General features: G+C 38.3%; 17 protein-coding genes and 1 riboswitch. Of the genes, 9 read left to right on the forward strand and 8 right to left on the reverse strand.

What is annotated here, in order from left to right; all coding sequences use genetic code 11:
• Positions 1-56 precede the first annotated feature (56 nt).
• Both QFZ87_RS14875 and QFZ87_RS14880 read right to left on the reverse strand, forming a co-directional pair.
• Complete coding sequence (locus tag QFZ87_RS14875; RefSeq protein ID WP_309862676.1) at positions 57-1,001, reverse strand: L-threonine 3-dehydrogenase; 945 nt, start codon at positions 999-1,001, stop codon at positions 57-59.
• 93 nt (positions 1,002-1,094) lie between these two features.
• Positions 1,095-2,285, reverse strand: coding sequence for a glycine C-acetyltransferase (locus QFZ87_RS14880; protein WP_309862678.1), 1,191 nt, complete (start codon positions 2,283-2,285; stop codon positions 1,095-1,097).
• A gap of 323 nt (positions 2,286-2,608) precedes the next feature.
• Here QFZ87_RS14880 and QFZ87_RS14885 point away from each other — a divergent pair, with 323 nt between their 5' ends.
• The gene (locus QFZ87_RS14885; protein WP_309862680.1) at positions 2,609-2,899 is read left to right on the forward strand and encodes a hypothetical protein; all 291 of its coding nucleotides are present in this window, start codon (positions 2,609-2,611) and stop codon (positions 2,897-2,899) included.
• 59 nt (positions 2,900-2,958) lie between these two features.
• On the opposite strand, the gene QFZ87_RS14890 is transcribed toward QFZ87_RS14885, so the two are convergent.
• The 3 genes from QFZ87_RS14890 to QFZ87_RS14900 all read right to left on the reverse strand — a co-directional run bounded on the left by QFZ87_RS14890 (position 2,959) and on the right by QFZ87_RS14900 (position 7,313).
• Entirely contained in the window at positions 2,959-4,506 is a 1,548-nt protein-coding gene (locus QFZ87_RS14890) for an acyl-CoA carboxylase subunit beta (protein ID WP_309862683.1), read from the reverse strand.
• An 11-nt stretch (positions 4,507-4,517) separates the two neighbouring features.
• On the reverse strand, positions 4,518-6,173 hold the full coding sequence (locus QFZ87_RS14895; RefSeq protein WP_309862686.1) for a class I adenylate-forming enzyme family protein: 1,656 nt from the start codon (positions 6,171-6,173) through the stop codon (positions 4,518-4,520).
• A gap of 141 nt (positions 6,174-6,314) precedes the next feature.
• Positions 6,315-7,313, reverse strand: a complete 999-nt coding sequence (locus QFZ87_RS14900) for an NAD(P)H-dependent flavin oxidoreductase (RefSeq protein ID WP_309862688.1) — start codon at positions 7,311-7,313, stop codon at positions 6,315-6,317.
• A 197-nt stretch (positions 7,314-7,510) separates the two neighbouring features.
• Positions 7,511-7,612: riboswitch (purine riboswitch) on the forward strand.
• A gap of 115 nt (positions 7,613-7,727) precedes the next feature.
• On the opposite strand from QFZ87_RS14900, the gene QFZ87_RS14905 reads away from it, so the two are divergent.
• Together QFZ87_RS14905 and QFZ87_RS14910 are read left to right on the forward strand one after the other, a co-directional pair.
• The gene (locus tag QFZ87_RS14905; RefSeq protein WP_309862691.1) at positions 7,728-8,324 is read left to right on the forward strand and encodes a xanthine phosphoribosyltransferase; all 597 of its coding nucleotides are present in this window, start codon (positions 7,728-7,730) and stop codon (positions 8,322-8,324) included.
• Positions 8,321-9,625, forward strand: a complete 1,305-nt coding sequence (locus QFZ87_RS14910) for a nucleobase:cation symporter-2 family protein (RefSeq protein WP_309862693.1) — start codon at positions 8,321-8,323, stop codon at positions 9,623-9,625. The genes QFZ87_RS14905 and QFZ87_RS14910 overlap by 4 nt, the downstream gene beginning before the upstream one ends.
• 26 nt (positions 9,626-9,651) lie before the next feature.
• Here QFZ87_RS14910 and QFZ87_RS14915 read toward each other — a convergent pair whose 3' ends face one another.
• On the reverse strand, positions 9,652-9,873 hold the full coding sequence (locus tag QFZ87_RS14915) for a spore germination protein (RefSeq protein ID WP_309862696.1): 222 nt from the start codon (positions 9,871-9,873) through the stop codon (positions 9,652-9,654).
• Positions 9,874-10,250: 377 nt separating this feature from the next.
• On the opposite strand from QFZ87_RS14915, the gene QFZ87_RS14920 reads away from it, so the two are divergent.
• The 3 genes from QFZ87_RS14920 to QFZ87_RS14930 are packed head-to-tail and all read left to right on the forward strand — an operon-like array spanning position 10,251 to position 13,556.
• Entirely contained in the window at positions 10,251-11,150 is a 900-nt protein-coding gene (locus QFZ87_RS14920; RefSeq protein WP_309862700.1) for a putative selenate ABC transporter substrate-binding protein, read from the forward strand.
• A gap of 14 nt (positions 11,151-11,164) precedes the next feature.
• Entirely contained in the window at positions 11,165-11,917 is a 753-nt protein-coding gene (locus QFZ87_RS14925) for a phosphonate ABC transporter ATP-binding protein (RefSeq protein WP_309862702.1), read from the forward strand.
• Between the two features lies 1 nt (position 11,918).
• Complete coding sequence (locus QFZ87_RS14930; RefSeq protein WP_309862705.1) at positions 11,919-13,556, forward strand: PhnE/PtxC family ABC transporter permease; 1,638 nt, start codon at positions 11,919-11,921, stop codon at positions 13,554-13,556.
• Positions 13,557-13,775: 219 nt separating this feature from the next.
• On the opposite strand, the gene QFZ87_RS14935 is transcribed toward QFZ87_RS14930, so the two are convergent.
• Complete coding sequence (locus tag QFZ87_RS14935) at positions 13,776-14,282, reverse strand: hypothetical protein (protein WP_309862707.1); 507 nt, start codon at positions 14,280-14,282, stop codon at positions 13,776-13,778.
• A gap of 239 nt (positions 14,283-14,521) precedes the next feature.
• Between QFZ87_RS14935 and QFZ87_RS14940 the strand changes: the two genes are divergently transcribed.
• From QFZ87_RS14940 to QFZ87_RS14950, 3 genes are all read left to right on the forward strand, one after another.
• Entirely contained in the window at positions 14,522-15,682 is a 1,161-nt protein-coding gene (locus tag QFZ87_RS14940) for an MFS transporter (RefSeq protein ID WP_309862708.1), read from the forward strand.
• A gap of 78 nt (positions 15,683-15,760) precedes the next feature.
• The gene (locus tag QFZ87_RS14945) at positions 15,761-16,093 is read left to right on the forward strand and encodes a hypothetical protein (RefSeq protein ID WP_309862710.1); all 333 of its coding nucleotides are present in this window, start codon (positions 15,761-15,763) and stop codon (positions 16,091-16,093) included.
• Positions 16,094-16,185: 92 nt separating this feature from the next.
• Positions 16,186-16,896, forward strand: coding sequence for a glycosyltransferase family 2 protein (locus tag QFZ87_RS14950; protein ID WP_309862714.1), 711 nt, complete (start codon positions 16,186-16,188; stop codon positions 16,894-16,896).
• 53 nt (positions 16,897-16,949) lie between these two features.
• Here QFZ87_RS14950 and QFZ87_RS14955 read toward each other — a convergent pair whose 3' ends face one another.
• A complete protein-coding gene (locus tag QFZ87_RS14955) occupies positions 16,950-17,513 on the reverse strand; it encodes a hypothetical protein (RefSeq protein ID WP_309862716.1) in 564 nt (187 codons plus the stop codon).
• Between the last annotated feature and the right edge of the window lie 98 nt (positions 17,514-17,611).

The following is a 17,611-nucleotide window of genomic DNA, read 5'->3' on the forward strand; positions in this document are numbered from 1 at the left end:
CCAATCCTCTTTTTCATAAAAAAATCCTGAGCCATTCTAGACTCAGGATTCCCCTTTTACAGTTTTTGACGCAGTTTTTCAATCATATCTCGTGTCATTTTGTCTAAATCATACTCGTAAGTAAAGCCCCATTCATTTTTAGCAGCTGATGCATCAATCGAATTTGGCCAACTATCCGCAATACTTTGACGGGCTGGGTCGACATTATATGAAATTTCAAAGCCAGGGATATACTTAGCAATACTAGTTGCGATCTCCTCAGGGTCAAAGCTCATTGCTGTTACGTTAAATGAATTGCGGTGAATCAACTTCGCAGGATCTGCCTCCATTAAATCAACAATCGCATTTAAGGCATCAGGCATGTACATCATATCCATATATGTGCCTTTATCAATATAGGAAGTATACTTACCATTTTTAATGGCTTCATAATAGATCTCTACCGCATAATCCGTTGTACCTCCACCAGGAAGAGCCACATAAGAAATTAATCCTGGGAAACGTAAGCCACGAGTATCAACACCAAACTTGTGATAATAATAATCCGATAACAATTCTCCTGCTACCTTATTGACACCATACATGGTGGTTGGACGCATAATCGTGTCCTGTGGTGTACTGTCTTTAGGTGTAGTTGGGCCAAATGCTCCAATAGAACTTGGAGTAAAGAATTGAGCATTAAGCTCTCTAGCTGTTTCTAATGCATTCATTAGACCGCCCATATTCAAGTTCCAAGCAAATACCGGCTTTGCTTCCGCGGTTGCTGAAAGAAGTGCGGCTAAATGCATCACTGTGTCTACTTTGTATTTTTTTGCTGTTTCCACCATTTTGTTTAAATCTGTTACATCTACCGTTTCAAACGGTCCGCTATTTGCTGCCTCGCTGTCATTCTTCTTGATATCTGTAGCAATAACGTTATCTGCTCCGTATATGTCTCTTAGTTTTAAGGTTAATTCTGAACCAATTTGACCTAAGGCGCCTGTAATTAAAATACGCTTCATTGTTTCTCCGTCCTCTTCACTTATGCTAAGTAATTCTGTCTTCAATTATAGCTACGTCACCCAATACCTAAAGGTTCCGTTCATACCCATAGATTAAATAACGCCCATTTCCTTGCCGACCTTCTCATAAATCGCAATTGCTCGATCAAGCATTTCTTTTGTATGGGCAGCAGTTGGCATATTGCGAACACGTCCTGTTCCTTTTGGTACAGTTGGGAACACAATCGCCTTTGCATATACACCTTCTTCATTCAGACGTTTGCTGAATTGTTGAGTAAGTGCTTCGTCCCCGATGATACATGGAGTGATTGGGGTTTCACTGTTGCCGATATTGAAGCCTAATTCTTTTAACCCTTTTTTCAAATAGTTACCATTTTCCCAAAGCTTTTCGTTAAGTTCCGTACTTTCCATTAAGATTTCAATGGACTTCTTACTTGCAGCAACATCTGCAGGAGTTAGAGAAGTAGAGAATAAGAATGGGCGACTACGAACCTTTAACCAGTCAATTAAATTCTTCTTCCCAGCCACATATCCGCCAACAACACCAATTGCTTTGGATAGTGTCCCAATTTGGAAATCTATTTTATCAGAAAGGCCAAAATGCTTAACTGTCCCTGCCCCATCACCAAGGACACCGGAGCCATGGGCATCATCTACATATGTAATCAAATCGAATTCTTCTGCAATTTTTACAATTTCAGGTAATAAAGCGACATCCCCGTCCATAGAGAACACACCATCAGTAATTACCATGATTTTATTATAGAGGCCGGACTCTTTCGCTTCTTTGGCCTTTGCACGTAAGTCTTCCATGTCAGAGTGGTTGACACGAATAATTTTTGCTCTAGAAAGGCGGCAACCATCTATAATAGATGCGTGGTTTAATTCATCAGATAAAATGGCGTCATTTTTATCCATTACAGCAGAAATAGCTGCCATATTACAGTTAAAACCGGATTGGTAAGCAATTGCTGCTTCAGTATGCTTGAATTCAGCTAATTTTTCTTCTAATTCAACATGAAGTTTAAGTGTCCCGTTGATGGTCCGGACCGCACCAGCACCGACACCAAATTTTTCGATTGCATCAGCTGCTGCCTTTTTTAATCGTTCATCGGTTGCTAAACCTAAATAGTTATTGGAAGAAAGATTGACAAGCTCTCTGCCATTTATCTTAATTAATGGGCCGTTGGGACTTTCAAGTGGGTCAATAACATTGTATAAACCCTTCCCTTTTAAATCCTCTAGATTTTCATTTAAAAATTGCTCCAAAATCGTACTGGACATGCTCGATTCCCCCTATTTGCGTTCGTAGGTTATATTTTTTTTCCTTAAAAAACATTTGTCCGTGTAGGACGGACAATATACAGCTGATAAACAGCGTAATCAAAGGATTTCTACCAATACTTTATCATAAAATTAATGTGTTGTTCATACCTAGAGGACAAAAGCTAAAAATATTTTTATACTTTTTTAGGATACCCTATCTAAATAGCAGTTATTTAAGCATAAAACCTACACTTTGGAATATTGTTCATTTCAATTACGACTACCATTACGTTATAATCAGTTAATTAACAATAGATTGTTTCAAAGAAAGGATGTCAACTTTGTCATTATTGTATTCTCTTATTTATACACTTCTTATTGGTTTCGTGTTTATTTTCCTGTTCAAGCTTGCCTATGGATTCTTTTACGGCGAAAATCAAGAAAAGCAAATGAGGAAAATACACAAATATTTTCATAAAGAAACGATTAAGAAAATCGATCGATTAGAACATGTACCTCGAAAATATACGATGTACCAAGTAGTAACAGACAAGGAAACAAAAAAGATCAAATTGAAACCGGGTTATAAAGTAATTAAAATGGTCGCCAAAGAGCAAAAAAAGAAAAAATAAATGACTTATCCTTGAACAAAAAGGAACCTATCCATATCATGGACAGGTTCCTTTTCACTTTATATACCAGTTGGCCACGCCGACAATAGCCGTTCACTTTTTTCACGCTTAGAAGTCAGCAGATATTCGAGGGATTGACAGAGAAATTTTCTCGTTTCACTAGGGTGTATGACATCATCAATTAAATGCTTGGCTGCAGCTTTATATGGTGAGCTGTCAAAGGACCATAACTCTAATAGCTTCTGCCTTTCCTCTTTTGGATTTTCAGCGCGAGCAAGTTCTCTCCCAAAAACTACGTTGACTCCAACTTCTGGTCCGGTAAAATTAATCTCTGCTGTCGGCCAGGCGACGACTAAATCTCCTCCCATTCCAGGGCCGCACATATTCCCGTAAGCAGCACCAATACTTTTTCGAATCACAACGGATATTTTAGGTACAGTGGCTAGCGCCAATGCCTGATTCCAAACCATGATTTTTGTCGGCATTTTTGCTTTCTCCGCTTCACTGCTGATTCGAAAACCAGGTGTATCATGCAGGAAAATAAGCGGGATATGGTAGGAATCACATAAACAAATAAATTCCGTTGCCTTTTGACATTCCTGTGGTCCTGGTGCACCAGCATACTGATTTGGCTGGTTAGCAACGATACCTACACAATGTCCATTTAAGTGAGCAAAAGTTGTAATGAGTCCTTTACCAAATTTTCTTTGATACTCAAAGGTAACCCCATCATCAACGAGCACTTCAATTATTTTCTTCATATCATATACACGATTGTTTTGCTGAGGCAAAATAGTAAATACTTCTTCAACCAGGCGATAGGGATCATCGTTCGTTTGTCTCATTTTCGGCCGTTCACCTGCATGCTGTGGCATATATGAAAAGAAGTTTTTTAACTGCTCAATACATTCATCTTCTGTACTACCATCCTCATCAATTTGACCCGTAAATTTATGATGAATATCTACTCCTCCTAATTCCTCCGGAGTTAATTTTTGACCATTTGCAAGTTCAAGCATTCGTGGCCCTGCAATAGCCATACATGTCCCTTGGAGCTGGGTAACGAAATCAGAAGATACTGCGGCCCAGGTTGGACCGCCAAAGCTATCACCAAGAATAGCTGTCATGGTCGGAACTTGGCGATGAAGGGTAAGCATTTCACGTGGAAACAATTTATCGCTTATTCCATCAGACCCCATTCCATCTGGCATCCGTAAGCCTCCACCTTCATGAAGAGAGAAAATCGGCAGGCCGTTTTTTACAGCAAATTCATGTATACTCTTTGATTTACGAATATGGACATTGCCTTCTGTACCGGCGAATACAGTCTTGTCCCCTGCTTGAATAATCGCAGGTCTACCGTTTATTTTACCTACACCTGTAATGAGTCCATCTCCATAGCTTTTATGTTCAGTTCCTTTTACATCAGAAGTATTAAGCATGCCGAGCTCCATAAAGGTCCCTGCATCCGTTAATTTATTTATTCTCTCCCTCGCTGTCAGCAGTCCTCTATTATGTTGTGCGGCTATTTTTTCGGGTCCTCCACCTAAAAGAGCGGCTTCTTTCTTTGCCTGCAGATCATTAGTAAGTTGCTTTAAAGTATCCATGTTTCGCTCTCCTACTCCTCTTTTAGTAATTTTCGAAGTACCTTCCCAGAAGGTGTTGCGGGAAGTTGATCAATGATTTCTATATAGCGGGGATATTTATAGGCAGCCATCGTCTCTTTTGCCCATGCAATAAGGTCTTCAGCTGTAAGTTTCTCTTTTTCTCTATCATGTAAAACAACAAACGCTTTCACCACTTCACCTTTTAAAGGATCAGGAACACCAATGACAGCGGATTGTCTAATAGCAGGGTGGAGGTTTAGTAGAGCTTCAACATCCTCAGGAAAAATACTATAACCCGAACTTTTTATCATTTCCTTTACCCGACCAAGGAAATATAAATAGCCCTCATCGTCAAGATACCCTATATCTCCTGTATGAACCCAACCGTCCTGCAGTGTCTCTGAGGTAGCAGGAGGTCTATTTAAATACCCTTTAAATACACCAGGGTTTTTAATAACAATTTCTCCCTCTTTACCTGCCGGTTGTTCCTCGCCTGTTTCAAGGTTCAAAATCCGTATTTGTGTTTCATAAATGGGAATTCCACAGGATCCATACTTAATTTTATCTTTTGGCATAAAGGTATCACAGGTGTGTGTCTCACTAAGGCCATAGGCTGCTTCAAAGAGGCTACATCCATTTGTCAGAGTACGCCAATTATCCGCTAATTCTGCAGTCACTTGGATACCAAAGCTCGTTGCTAAATTCTTTTTTAAACTGGAAAGATTTCTTTCCTTGATGGTTGGAAGTTGTAAAATGGCCCAATTCATAGGGGCAATGCTATACCAATATGTGATCCGTTCTTTTTCAATAGCTTCAACGGTGGCAAGAGGATCAAAACGAGTAAATAATACACATGGTCGCCCTGTGTATACGGGACTATTAAGTCCCATGACCATACCAGCAATATGACATAACGGGGCACTAGCTAATAAAACATCTTTTTCCCCCATTCCATTTGCTTGCATAGAGGCAGCTGTTTTAAATAACGCATTTCCGTAGGTTAACATGGCACCTTTCGGCCTGCCGGTTGTGCCTGAGGTGAAAACGATTAAGCCAACATCACTCCATAGATCAATCGGTTCCTTGGCTTCATAGGGTGATTCATTTTGGAGAATTTCACAAAAGTCATCTGTTTCAGTGAAATGTTGTTTGGGTAATAGGAATTCTTCTGGAAACTTCCATTCGGGCTGTTCTGGGAGGAAATCATGATAATTTGTGGTAACAACAAATTGTAATGGGTGGGTTTTTTCTATTGCTTTTTTCACAAGGGGATACCCTTCTGAACCTGAAATGATTCCTTCAATCGGTGCTTCTTCTAAAAAGTAAGCTAATTCATTCTCTTTAAACATAGGATTCAAAGGAACTACCATTCCGCCTAATTTTTGTATAGCAAAATGAGCAATTATATATTGAGGGCAGTTTTGCATATAAAGGGCTACACAACTCCCCTTCTTCACGCCCATCCTATGTAAATAGTGTGCAAATCGCTGTACTTGATTCGAAAGTGCACTCCAAGAAATCCTCGTACCGTAAAAAATGTAGGCTGTTTCATTAGGTGTCTGTTTGGCATGTTGTTCCAAGTAATCAACGAGGGGCTTTTCTCCCTGTAAATAAGTTAGTTTAGCGGGTAATTGTGTTGGCCAGTAAGGGTGAGTTTTTTCTACCATTTACATCTCTCCTATATTATAAGAATAGATAATACTTTGGTTTAAATTTTTTACATTCTAACCGGTTAGTATTTTTAGAGAAGAGAAGACCCTCATTGAGCCTTCTCTTCTCTATACTACATTTATTCCACTAAGAACCTATTAATTCACATGAACCCCGTTTAATTTACTAGCATTCCGATTCACTTTTTCGAGAGCCTCTTTATACTCAAGCTCTAATCGATTAATAATTTCGGCGGTTGATTCAATTTTATCAATTGCCCCCACTCCATGACCAGCAGACCAAATATCCCGCCATGCTTTTGATTTCGTCTCTCTCTGCATACTATCAAAGTTAACTTGGTCTTTTTTTACAAGCTGTTCAGGGTTTAATCCCGCTTTTACAATACTAGGTTTTAACATATTACACATCACACCTGAAAACGCATCTGTTAAAACAATATCTTCCTGTGTGGACTCAACTAGCATCTCTCTATATTCATCATTTGCCATGCTTTCTGTGGCCACAATGAAGCGTGTTCCCATATAAGCAAGATCCGCACCAGCAGCTTGAGCAGCTAAAATTCCTTTACCTGTTGAAATGGAACCAGCAAGGATGATTATTCCATCCCAAAAACTTCTTACCATGTCAACAAAAGCAAAGCTATTAATTTGACCGGCATGCCCACCCGCACCGCTTGCTACTAAAATTAAACCATCGACTCCTGTTTCTGCTGCTTTTCTAGCAAATTTTAAATCGCTTACATCTGAGAATACAAGACCACCGTATTCGTGTACAATGTCGACTACATGTTTGGGACTGCCTAACGAAGTAATCACTAATTGTGGCTTATGCTTTTTAATCAGCTCCAACTCATCCTGAAGCCGGCCATACGTGCTATGTACCACCATATTCATGGCCCACGGAGCAATTTTACGATCAGGATTCTGTACACGGGCTTCCTCTAGCTCTTCATTTAATTGTCCCATCCATTGATCAAGTACCTCGATGGGTCTTGCATTGGGAGCAGGAAAAGAACCAATCACTCCATTTAAGCAACAATTTTTAACAAGGTCCGGACCAGATACTAAAAACATTGGTGCAGAAATAACAGGAAGCCTAAGCTGTGTCCACCAGTTTTCAGGAATACTTTTATTCATCGCACTCACTCCTAATTTAGAATTTTCTGAATAAAACACTCTTCTTTATAGTACATGAAAATGAATGGTTATTCAATCTTTAGAGGGAATAAATATGAAACTTGATTAAAGACGAATGTTTGAACTAATATAAAACACAACATTCGCATTTTAGATAAAATTAGATTGATTTCTACTTTACTCATGCTATAATGTTAGTAAATTAATAAAGTATCACTCATATAATAGCGGGGATATGGCCCGCAAGTTTCTACCAGATTGCCGTTAACAATCTGACTATGAGTGAGTAATAGAAGTTCGTTTATACAAACGAATACTTCTATATCCTTACGGCATATAAGCCCAAAGGTCATTGCTCACTCCATTTTTGTTGTGAACATGACTTTTGGGCTTTTTATTTTTTAGGAGGTAAATATGAAACTATTAGAGGAAAAAATTAAAAAGGACGGAAAAGTCCTAAATGAACATGTTCTAAAGGTAGATTCGTTTTTGAATCATCAATTGGACCCTTCTTTAATGAACGAGATTGGCAAAGAGTTTGCTGCTCGGTTTAATGGAAACGGGATTACAAAAATCGTGACCATTGAATCGTCTGGAATTGCACCTGCTGTCATGGCTGGATTACATATGATGGTCCCTGTCGTTTTTGCCAGGAAAAAGAAATCTTTAACCCTTACAGATGATTTGCTCACAGCGAGTGTTTATTCGTTTACAAAAAATGAAACAAATGAAATATCTGTCTCAAAAAAATATGTGGATGCAAATGATAAAGTACTGATCATTGATGATTTTCTTGCTAACGGAGAGGCCGCCCTTGGCTTAGTGAACATCGTTCAACAAACTGGTGCAGAGGTTACTGGTATTGGCATTGTGATTGAAAAATCCTTCCAAAACGGTTCCCGTAAGCTACAGGATCTTGGTTTAAGGGTTGAATCTTTAGCCCAAATTGCCTCACTTACAAATGGAGAGGTTACATTTATTAATGAAAAAGTGGAGGAATATATCAAATGAAACAACATCCTTTAAAAATAGCATCTTTAGGAATTCAACATGTGTTAGCCATGTATGCTGGTGCAGTGATTGTACCACTTATTATTGGAGGAGCACTAAAATTTTCCGGAGAACAATTAACCTATTTAGTTTCCATCGACATATTAATGTGTGGTATAGCCACTATTTTACAAGTTTGGCAGAATCGTTTTTTTGGTGTGGGCTTACCAATTGTTCTAGGGTGTACCTTTACGGCTGTCGGACCCATCATTTCAATTGGCAGCCAATACGGTATATCTTCCATATACGGCTCTATTCTTATTTCAGGTCTAATCGTTGTTCTCATTTCACAATTTTTCGGTAAATTAATTAAGTTCTTCCCTCCTGTCGTTACTGGTTCAGTCGTTACCATCATAGGGATTACCTTAATTCCAGTTGCAATGAACAACATGGCTGGGGGCCAAGGGAGCCCTGATTTTGGCAGTATCTCAAATATCAGTCTTGCTTTCGGTACATTGTTATTTATCATTTTACTTTATAGATTTACAAAAGGCTTTATCCGCTCTATTTCAATCCTCCTTGGATTAGTTGCTGGAACAATTGCAGCATCTTTAATGGGTAAGGTGAATTTTGCAGCTGTAACCGACGCTTCATGGTTTCATATGGTCAAACCCTTTTATTTTGGAACTCCTTCCTTTGAATTAACACCGATTATTACAATGACATTAGTAGCTATTGTTAGTCTAGTAGAGTCAACAGGTGTCTATTTAGCATTAAGTGATATAACAGGAAAAAAGCTTACCGAGGAGGATTTATCAAGGGGTTATCGTGCAGAAGGAATTGCTAGCATACTTGGTGCTTTGTTTAATGCCTTCCCGTATACCACCTATTCCCAGAACGTTGGACTCGTTCAGTTATCTGGTGTAAAAGGGAAAAATGTTATCTATACGATGGGTGGAATCCTTGTGGTTCTTGGTTTTGTGCCAAAAATAGGTGCGTTTACAACGGTGATCCCAACACCTGTTCTAGGTGGGGCAATGGTAGCCATGTTTGGAATGGTAATTGCCTATGGAATTAAAATGCTAAGCAAAGTGGAATTTGCTTCACAAGAAAATCTGCTTATCATTGCTTGCTCAGTTGGTATGGGTCTTGGTGTAACTGCTGTACCTGATTTATTTACCCACCTTCCAGAAAGCATAAAAATCTTAACCAACAATGGAATTGTCGCTGGAAGCTTTACTGCTATCTTTTTAAACATTATTTTTAACGTAGTTAAACCATCCGAGCAACAGCAAGCTTCTTCCAGTTTAAGAGCATCATAATTTACACATAAAAAATATAGGCGGAGCTACTCTTTGCTCCGCCTTATTAAATCAATTAAACTCATTACACTATTTTGATTCGAAGAATTCGACACTGTTTTCTTAGACACATCTGTCCCCTGATTTCCTTCACCAGAACCAGTTATGGATTTTGTTACCGAAATGGGAGCTATATATACAGCTCCTCCAAAGTTAACAATACCGCCAGAAATCGTACCGATACTAATTCCGTCTTGATTGACCGCCACCCTTTGTCCCCCTTTATTTTTTACTAGTATATGTACAAGTAAGGGTGCTTGTCTAAACTTCTTCATTAATACTAATAAAAATAGAAACTCCTATTTCGTTTCGGCCTTTCATACACGAGAAAAACAAAAGTTTGGAATGTTGAAGAATGGTCACATTTATCCGTTTTAACGATATTTTAAAACCCCTGCGCTATTGCAGGGATTTTTCCTATTTTCATAGGCTTTTTAAGCATTTAACCGACATTTAACTATCGATTAAATAGATTTATGTAGATAGGATAAATCGATTTAATGAATTTATTTTAAAATAGCATTTCTCTATAATTTTAAAGGCAAGGACATATCTATTATATATAAGAACCGAGGAGATTTTGTTAATGAAAAAATGGTTGTCTGTTATGATTACTGTATTGCTACTATTTTCTTTAGCTGCATGTGGACAGAAAGAAGAAAAATCAAGTGAAACTAAAAAAGGAAACACAACTAAAGAAGTGTTTAAAATAGGTGCGATTCCCGACCAAAACGCTGCTGACCTAGAAAAAGGGATGACAGCTGTTGCAAATTACCTAAGCGAAAAAACGGGGATGAAGGTTGAATTTGTCCCATCCGTTGATTATGCAGCACTTGTTACTGGCTTTCAACGTGGTGAAATTCATATGGCATGGTTTGGCGGATTAACAAGCGTACAAGCTAGAAACCTTGTTCCAGATGCTGAATCATTCGCGCAAAGACCAAGAGATGCTGAGTTTCATTCGGTGTTTATTACTCAAGAGGGATCAGGAATTAAGTCCCTAGAAGACTTAAAAGGAAAATCGTTCACTTTCGGCAGTGAAAGCTCTACTTCAGGTCACCTAATGCCACGTTACTTCATATCAGAAGAAGGAATTGATCCAAATACAGATTTTGATGGGAAACCTAACTTCTCTGGTTCACATGATACCACATATAAATTAATTGAAGCTGGTACGTATAAAGCTGGTGCATTAAATGAGGCTGTTTGGCAAGCTGCTGTAAAAGAAGGGAAAGTGGATACGAATAAAGTAAAAGTATTCTATACAACCCCTGCTTTCTATGACTACAACTGGACCATCAATAGCAATGTGGATGAAGTTTTTGGAAAAGGCTCGAAGAAAAAAGTGGAGGATGCCATTCTCGGTATTACAACTGAACAAAAAGACATCACTGACTTTTTCCAAACGGATAACTTTATTGAAACGAAAAACGATAACTACAAAAAGATTCAAAAGGTTGCAAAAGAATTACAGATTATTAAGTAGTAGGTGTAGTTGAGATGTCTTCAAATATAAAAATAGAAGCAAAAAACATATCGAAACACTATGAGCGGAAGATAGCCCTATCTTCCCTTTCTTTTTCTATAAAGGAAGGAGAATTAGTTGCGTTAATTGGACCAAGTGGGGCCGGAAAAACAACCCTTCTGAATGCCATAGCAGGATTGGTCCCCATTCAAAGCGGAGAACTTTTAATTGATGGAAGTTCTCATGCAACTTATAAAAATGGGAAAGCCTTGTCCAAAAAAGTAGGCGTGATCCGACAACAGTTCGATTTAATTGGTCCACTAGCTGTTATTCATAATGTCTTGGCTGGAAATTTAGGTGACTGGGGCCTTATTAAGTCCCTTTTTTCATTACTTATTCCTCAAGAAAAAGAACTAGCTATCAGGGCGCTTGAGCGAGTCGGCTTAGGTGACAAAGTATATGAAATTACCTCCTCTTTATCTGGAGGCGAACAACAGCGTGTAGCGATGGCGCGATTATTGGTTCAAAGGCCAGAAGTCATTCTAGCTGATGAACCGGTTGCCTCTCTTGACCCAGCACGAGCAGAAGATGTTCTAGCTATGCTGACTAAAATTGTAACTGAGGAAAAGCAAACATTAATTGCTAGCTTGCATTCTGTTGAATATGCGCGAAAGTATTTTACAAGGATTATTTCTCTTAAGAACGGAGAAATATTTTTTGATTTACCAACAGATCAAGTGACTGATGAATTGCTTAAAGACCTCTATCAGTTAAAGGAGCAAGGGTAAGATGACGAAACAAAGATCCATCTTTCGCGTGCATAACCGCTTCCTCCTCACTTTACTGTTAGTGGCCATTTTCTCTTGGAGTCTCTTCTCTATTAAATGGAATGCAGATTTATTTCATGCGGGTGGGATTCCCACCATGATGCAAATTTTTGAAGGCATTCTTCATCCCGATTTGACTTCGGAGGTGCTGCTCAAAGGGTTAGAATCATCTTGGATCACCCTTGCTTACGCTGTTGCTGGAATGTCGCTGGCAATTATTTATGCATTTATTGTTGGGGTTCTGGCATCAGGTACTTTAACGTCAAACCGAGTTTCCCGAATGGTTTCAAAGGTATTTTTTAGAGGGATATTAGGTTTTACAAGGTCTATCCATGAACTGATCTGGGCTTGGCTTTTTGTGGCAGCCGTCGGCTTATCACCGTTTGCAGCTATCTTTGCCCTTGCCATTCCTTACGGAGGGATTCTTGGCCGTATATTTGCAGATATGTTAAACGATGTGCCACAAAACCCGATTCGTGCATTGAAATCTTTAGGCGCATCAAGAATACAAACCTTAGTTTATGGCTATTTACCTTTAGTTTGGGCAGATATGATTAGCTATACGATGTATCGCTTTGAATGTTCGATTCGTTCATCAGCCATAATGAGTTTTGTCGGGCTAGGTGGCTTGGGCTACCAGATTCAATTATCTTTGGCTGATTTGAAGTACGATCAAGTATGGACCTATGTATTTTTTCTAATTACTTTGGTGCTGCTGGTAGATATTTGGAGTAGTTTTGTTCGGAAAGGGTTAACGGAGCGGAAAAAAAGAAGTGGTTTTAGTTATGGCTGGATGTCTACCCTCTTTACGGTTCTGCTAATTGTGGGCTCTTGGTTATATATTAATTTGGCTGAAAATGCCCATTTATTTGAGCTATTAACTGAAAAAAATTTAGAATACGCTAAAAAGTTCTTCGGTGGATTAATTGGTTTAAATCAAGAAGATATAGCTTTCTTAGATGCTGCTAGTTGGTCATCAGCATTAAAATTAACCTATGAAACGTTAGAAATGAGTATTATGGCCATCGGATTTTCAACGATTGCAGCCTTTCTAACTGTGATTCCAGCGGCTAGAAATATCGCAAATGGACGTCTTACGTTGTCTAATAACTGGTATAATTGGATCCTTTATGGATTGGTTCGCCTATCTTTTATCTTTTCACGAGCCGTACCCGAGCTTGTATGGGCCATGATGATTATTTTTATCTTTAAACCTGGGATCTTGCCGGGTGCCATTGCTCTTGCTCTCCACAATTTTGGTATACTTGGGAAGCTTTGGGCAGAGGTTATTGAAGATATGGATCCTCGACCAATAAGAAATCTAGCATCCTCGGGTGCATCCAAGATTCAGATTTTCTTTTATGGAATCCTGCCAACGGTGTTACCTCGCTTTCTTACCTATATTCTCTATCGCTGGGAAGTGATTATGAGAACAACCATTGTGGTTGGATTTGTTGGCGCAGGCGGCCTTGGTATGGAATTTAAATTGGCAATGAGCTTTTTCCAATATACTCAAATTACTCTGCTTCTCCTTTGTTATATGATTCTTGTCATTATTGCAGACTTTGCATCAGAAAGTACAAGAAAAGCAGTGAAATAGGTAAAGAGGATGCCCAAAACAGGCATCCTCTTTACTATATTCAAGGTATTTGTGAAATTTCAGGTCAAAATTTACTTAAATTCATTGTTTATTTGCGAAAACTCAGATTTTATTTGCGATTCTCCTGGTTTTATTTGCGAAAACTCAGGGTTTATTTGCGATTCTATCCCTTTTATTTGCGTAAATCCAAGTTTTATTTGCGAACCAATCCTACTATAATTAGCTAGGTTTTTTATTCGTATCTTTTGGCTGCTGTGCTTTTCTAACAAGCTTTCCTCCGTCAAAATGCCTCCCATTGGTGGTGACAATTTCAGCGGCTTCCTCATAGGTTGGTATACGACCATTACACTTCCAAGTAAAAAAGTATGATTGAACCTTCCCACTATAAAACACCCAGCTAAAAAACTTACGTGAGAAATTATGCACGCCGCTTGTTCGGAAAGAGTTCATCTCTTTTCCTGCTTTCCAAACAGTCATCGTTTGTCCTACACCACCCTCTAGCTGCCCTTTTAACTCTGCATACAAGAGATTCTCATTTTTACTCATTGCCTTCATAATCATTTGGTTTAACATTCCATTGATGATAAGACGAGGAATGTTAAACTGCTCACCTCTTGTAACCGACACAACCGCATTAGGTGGTAATTCTATATCACGATCACCTAATATAAACGCCCCACCATACTTATTATTCGGATCAATTTGCTTTTCCCACTTCTTTTTCATTCTCATCATCCCCGTATTCAATCTGAATATATATGCTTTGTTATCATAGCAAATATTTATAATTTTATGAATATAAATCCAATTAACTCTCCCCCCCCATTCTGTAAATTCTTTATATTTACTGAATCTTGAATTAATGTTTTAAGGTTGTATTGTCACTGTACTTTCCATTATTCTATTAATAGTGAAATTTACCATATGACAACAACAGTTGAAATCATCTAAGGAGTGAAATACCTTTGCAAACTAAAGGAGCTTTACCTATTTTATTTGTAGTAATGTTTTTAGTTATGGTTGGGTTTGGTATTATTATCCCGGTCTTACCTTTTTACGCTGAAGAAATTGGAGCGAGCCCAACTGAGCTCGGACTATTGATGGCGGTTTATTCACTTATGCAACTCATTTTTGCGCCGTTATGGGGACAGGTTTCAGATCGGATCGGGCGTAAACCAGTAATGATGATTGGTATAACTGGACTTGCCTTATCTTTCTTTATCCAAGCGGTTTCCACTGAACTATGGATGTTGTTTGCAGCAAGAATTTTAGGCGGTATTCTCTCCTCTGCTAATATGCCAACCGCCATGGCATACGTGGCAGACATTACAACAGAAGAAAATCGTGGGAAAGGTATGGGGATTGTGGGAGCTGCCACTGGCCTGGGCTTTGTTTTCGGTCCAGCAATAGGCGGAATTTTTTCGAAAATCAGCTTAAGTATGCCCTTTTATTTAGCTAGTGGATCATCTTTAATTACTTTGGTGCTGGTTTTCCTTTTACTAAAAGAATCTACAAATAAAAAGAGCACTGTTAAAAGAGACTCCATTTGGAAAGCTTTTAACTCGAGAGTCTCCGTTCTTTTTTTCGTTCAATTACTAATTTCTTTATCTCTATCTGGATTAGAGGCAACCTTTGCGTATTTTGCGGCAAAAAGAGCTGGTTTGGAGAGCACTCAACTCGGTTATATTTTTATGATCATGGGATTTGGCAGTGCCTTGGTGCAAGGGGGATTAGTTGGCAAATTGACTAAGAAATACGGAGAAAGCACGGTCATTCAAGGTGGAATTATTGTTTCAGCCATTGGTTTTGGCTTAATTTTACTAGTACATAACTTTTCAACAGCTGCTATCTTTTTAACCATTTTTGGGTTAGGAAATGGGGTCATTCGTCCGAGTGTATCTTCACTAATTACAAAAATGTCTACTGCTGGCCATGGGAGTTCAACGGGACTTCTATCTTCCTTCGATTCTCTCGGACGGATAATGGGACCGCCGATTGGTGGCTGGTTGTTCTCACTTTCTATAGGTCTCCCATATATTTCAGGTGCAGTGATTTCCATGGCAGCATTTATCTTATTTCTTCTGTTTCGACCGCAGGTGGCTGCAGTTAAAACAACCAACATGTAATATCTTAATGAAGGAATATGTTGCTAGGACATGCATAAAATGGGTAATAAGGATTGATGTATAAAGGAGCCTGAAAGAATGAAACGTAAAACCTTTATTAATGTATGTTTCCTTATCGCCATTTTAGGTTTTGCCGCCTATCTCGATTCGCCTTATTCCTTTTTGAATAAGGATTATGCTTACTCTGCCGACCAACCTGTTATGGCTCAGCCAGTTGACGTAGAAGTATCGGAAGACATTCCCGTTTTAGAAGAAAAACTTGAAAAACGGGAAAAAGTAGATGGGTATATCCTTGAAACGTATGAGGAATATGAGGTTTATAAAGACAAGGATGGAAATGTGGTAAAAAGTGAGCCTACAGGGAAAACGGATACCCTGAAATATTGGGATTATAGCAATGACGACCGCTAATGTTAGCGGTCTTTTTATGTATGAGTTTGTTACCTTAGCCTTTCGAGTTTCATAAGATATATGAAAGCTTCATTCATGAAAGGTGGTAAAAAATGAAAGTTACAATCGGAATTACTACTTTTAATAGAAAGAAATACTTAGTTAAACATCAGCAGTCATTAAATTTGTCACAAAATATAGACTCTTGTAACATCCGTATTTTTGATGATTGTAGTACTGAATTAGACATTGCAGATTTAAAGAGCCTATTTCCTAATGCAGTTACGATCATTCAAAGAGATAAGAATATGGGTCCAGACCGAAATTTAAGACAAATGTATCTTGATTTTTTAACCACACAAGATGACATCCTCGTTACGATGGATTCAGACCTTATTTGCCGCCCTGATTGGTTAAACTTCACAGAGGAACATTTTAATCACACCAAGGGTATTATGAGTTTGTACAATTCTCGACTTCATAGACCAATGAAAAAATTGAAGATAAATAAAAATGTATTTTTAGAAAAAAATCATATTGGTGCTGCAGGTTCAATAATGTCCAGAGAAATAATAAATGAAATAGTTAAGAATCTACCTCCCAGCGATTCCTTTGATTGGGCCTGGAGTAATTTTTTAAGAAGTAAGGGTATACCCCTCCTGGTCTCAAATGAGAGTTATTTCCAACATATTGGACTTCAAGGTTTCAATTGCGATGGTATTAAAATAGTTGAATATGGATTAAATTTCAATCCAACACATGAAAAAAATCAAAAATTTATAACTGAATACCAACAAGAATATATTAAAATCAGACAAGGATGAATTAAAAAAGATGACATTAAAAAATGCCATCTTCTTTACGGAGTGTATGGAAATTAATCGTCTTTATGTTCTTCACAAAAAACAAAATCTTTATACCGGAAAAACGTGGCCGGGTCAGCTTGTTCAAGTCCAGGTTCCTGAGGGTTAAAAATACTGCCGGCAACAACTGAAACTTCAAGCAGACCGCAAATTGGTTGACAAGTCTTCTTGCAGATTCTGAAATCACCTTCTACTGTTACTCGATAAACAGCATTTCTCTCACCCGTTCCGATTCCAATGCTATCGAAACCGCCACCAGGAATATCTCTTTCAATTCTTGTACAAGTATGAGGATCTAATTCATGTGTACCTAAAGAGAAATCCTTTTCATGGATGTCACTGAATACTTGAAATTGATTAGGATTTGGAGCTGACATTGGATATCCGTTTGGTTGACGGCATATACCAAGATTGACAGATGCTTTTAATTCTTTATTCGTAGGGTTTTTTAATATAATAATAAGTCTATCATTATTTCGCCCTATTTGAATATCAGTACCCACTTCCTCAGGAATAAGAAATGGCCCTGTAGTAAGTTTTACTTTGTTGAGTTCATGTTTATCATGATGGTCTCCCATTAATATCCCTCCCTTCCTTTATATTAAATGATGAAGTACAACATTCTGAAAGGGCGAATATAGTACTATTTGAAAAATGTGATATTGTCTATAATTTC

Source organism: Bacillus sp. SLBN-46, from assembly GCF_031453555.1.
Lineage (GTDB): Bacteria > Bacillota > Bacilli > Bacillales > Cytobacillaceae > Neobacillus.

What these genes read in the sequence shown, in the direction of transcription:
- QFZ87_RS14920 (WP_309862700.1), top strand. Translation starts at nt 10,251, where the DNA reads ATGAAAAAATGGTTGTCTGTTATGATTACTGTATTGCTACTATTTTCT.
- QFZ87_RS14890 (WP_309862683.1), bottom strand. Translation starts at nt 4,506, where the DNA reads ATGGATACTTTAAAGCAACTTACTAATGATCTGCAGGCAAAGAAAGAA.
- QFZ87_RS14955 (WP_309862716.1), bottom strand. Translation starts at nt 17,513, where the DNA reads ATGGGAGACCATCATGATAAACATGAACTCAACAAAGTAAAACTTACT.
- QFZ87_RS14875 (WP_309862676.1), bottom strand. Translation starts at nt 1,001, where the DNA reads ATGAAGCGTATTTTAATTACAGGCGCCTTAGGTCAAATTGGTTCAGAA.
- QFZ87_RS14905 (WP_309862691.1), top strand. Translation starts at nt 7,728, where the DNA reads ATGAAACTATTAGAGGAAAAAATTAAAAAGGACGGAAAAGTCCTAAAT.
- QFZ87_RS14910 (WP_309862693.1), top strand. Translation starts at nt 8,321, where the DNA reads ATGAAACAACATCCTTTAAAAATAGCATCTTTAGGAATTCAACATGTG.
- QFZ87_RS14930 (WP_309862705.1), top strand. Translation starts at nt 11,919, where the DNA reads ATGACGAAACAAAGATCCATCTTTCGCGTGCATAACCGCTTCCTCCTC.
- QFZ87_RS14895 (WP_309862686.1), bottom strand. Translation starts at nt 6,173, where the DNA reads ATGGTAGAAAAAACTCACCCTTACTGGCCAACACAATTACCCGCTAAA.
- QFZ87_RS14935 (WP_309862707.1), bottom strand. Translation starts at nt 14,282, where the DNA reads ATGAAAAAGAAGTGGGAAAAGCAAATTGATCCGAATAATAAGTATGGT.
- QFZ87_RS14950 (WP_309862714.1), top strand. Translation starts at nt 16,186, where the DNA reads ATGAAAGTTACAATCGGAATTACTACTTTTAATAGAAAGAAATACTTA.
- QFZ87_RS14925 (WP_309862702.1), top strand. Translation starts at nt 11,165, where the DNA reads ATGTCTTCAAATATAAAAATAGAAGCAAAAAACATATCGAAACACTAT.
- QFZ87_RS14880 (WP_309862678.1), bottom strand. Translation starts at nt 2,285, where the DNA reads ATGTCCAGTACGATTTTGGAGCAATTTTTAAATGAAAATCTAGAGGAT.
- QFZ87_RS14945 (WP_309862710.1), top strand. Translation starts at nt 15,761, where the DNA reads ATGAAACGTAAAACCTTTATTAATGTATGTTTCCTTATCGCCATTTTA.
- QFZ87_RS14900 (WP_309862688.1), bottom strand. Translation starts at nt 7,313, where the DNA reads ATGAATAAAAGTATTCCTGAAAACTGGTGGACACAGCTTAGGCTTCCT.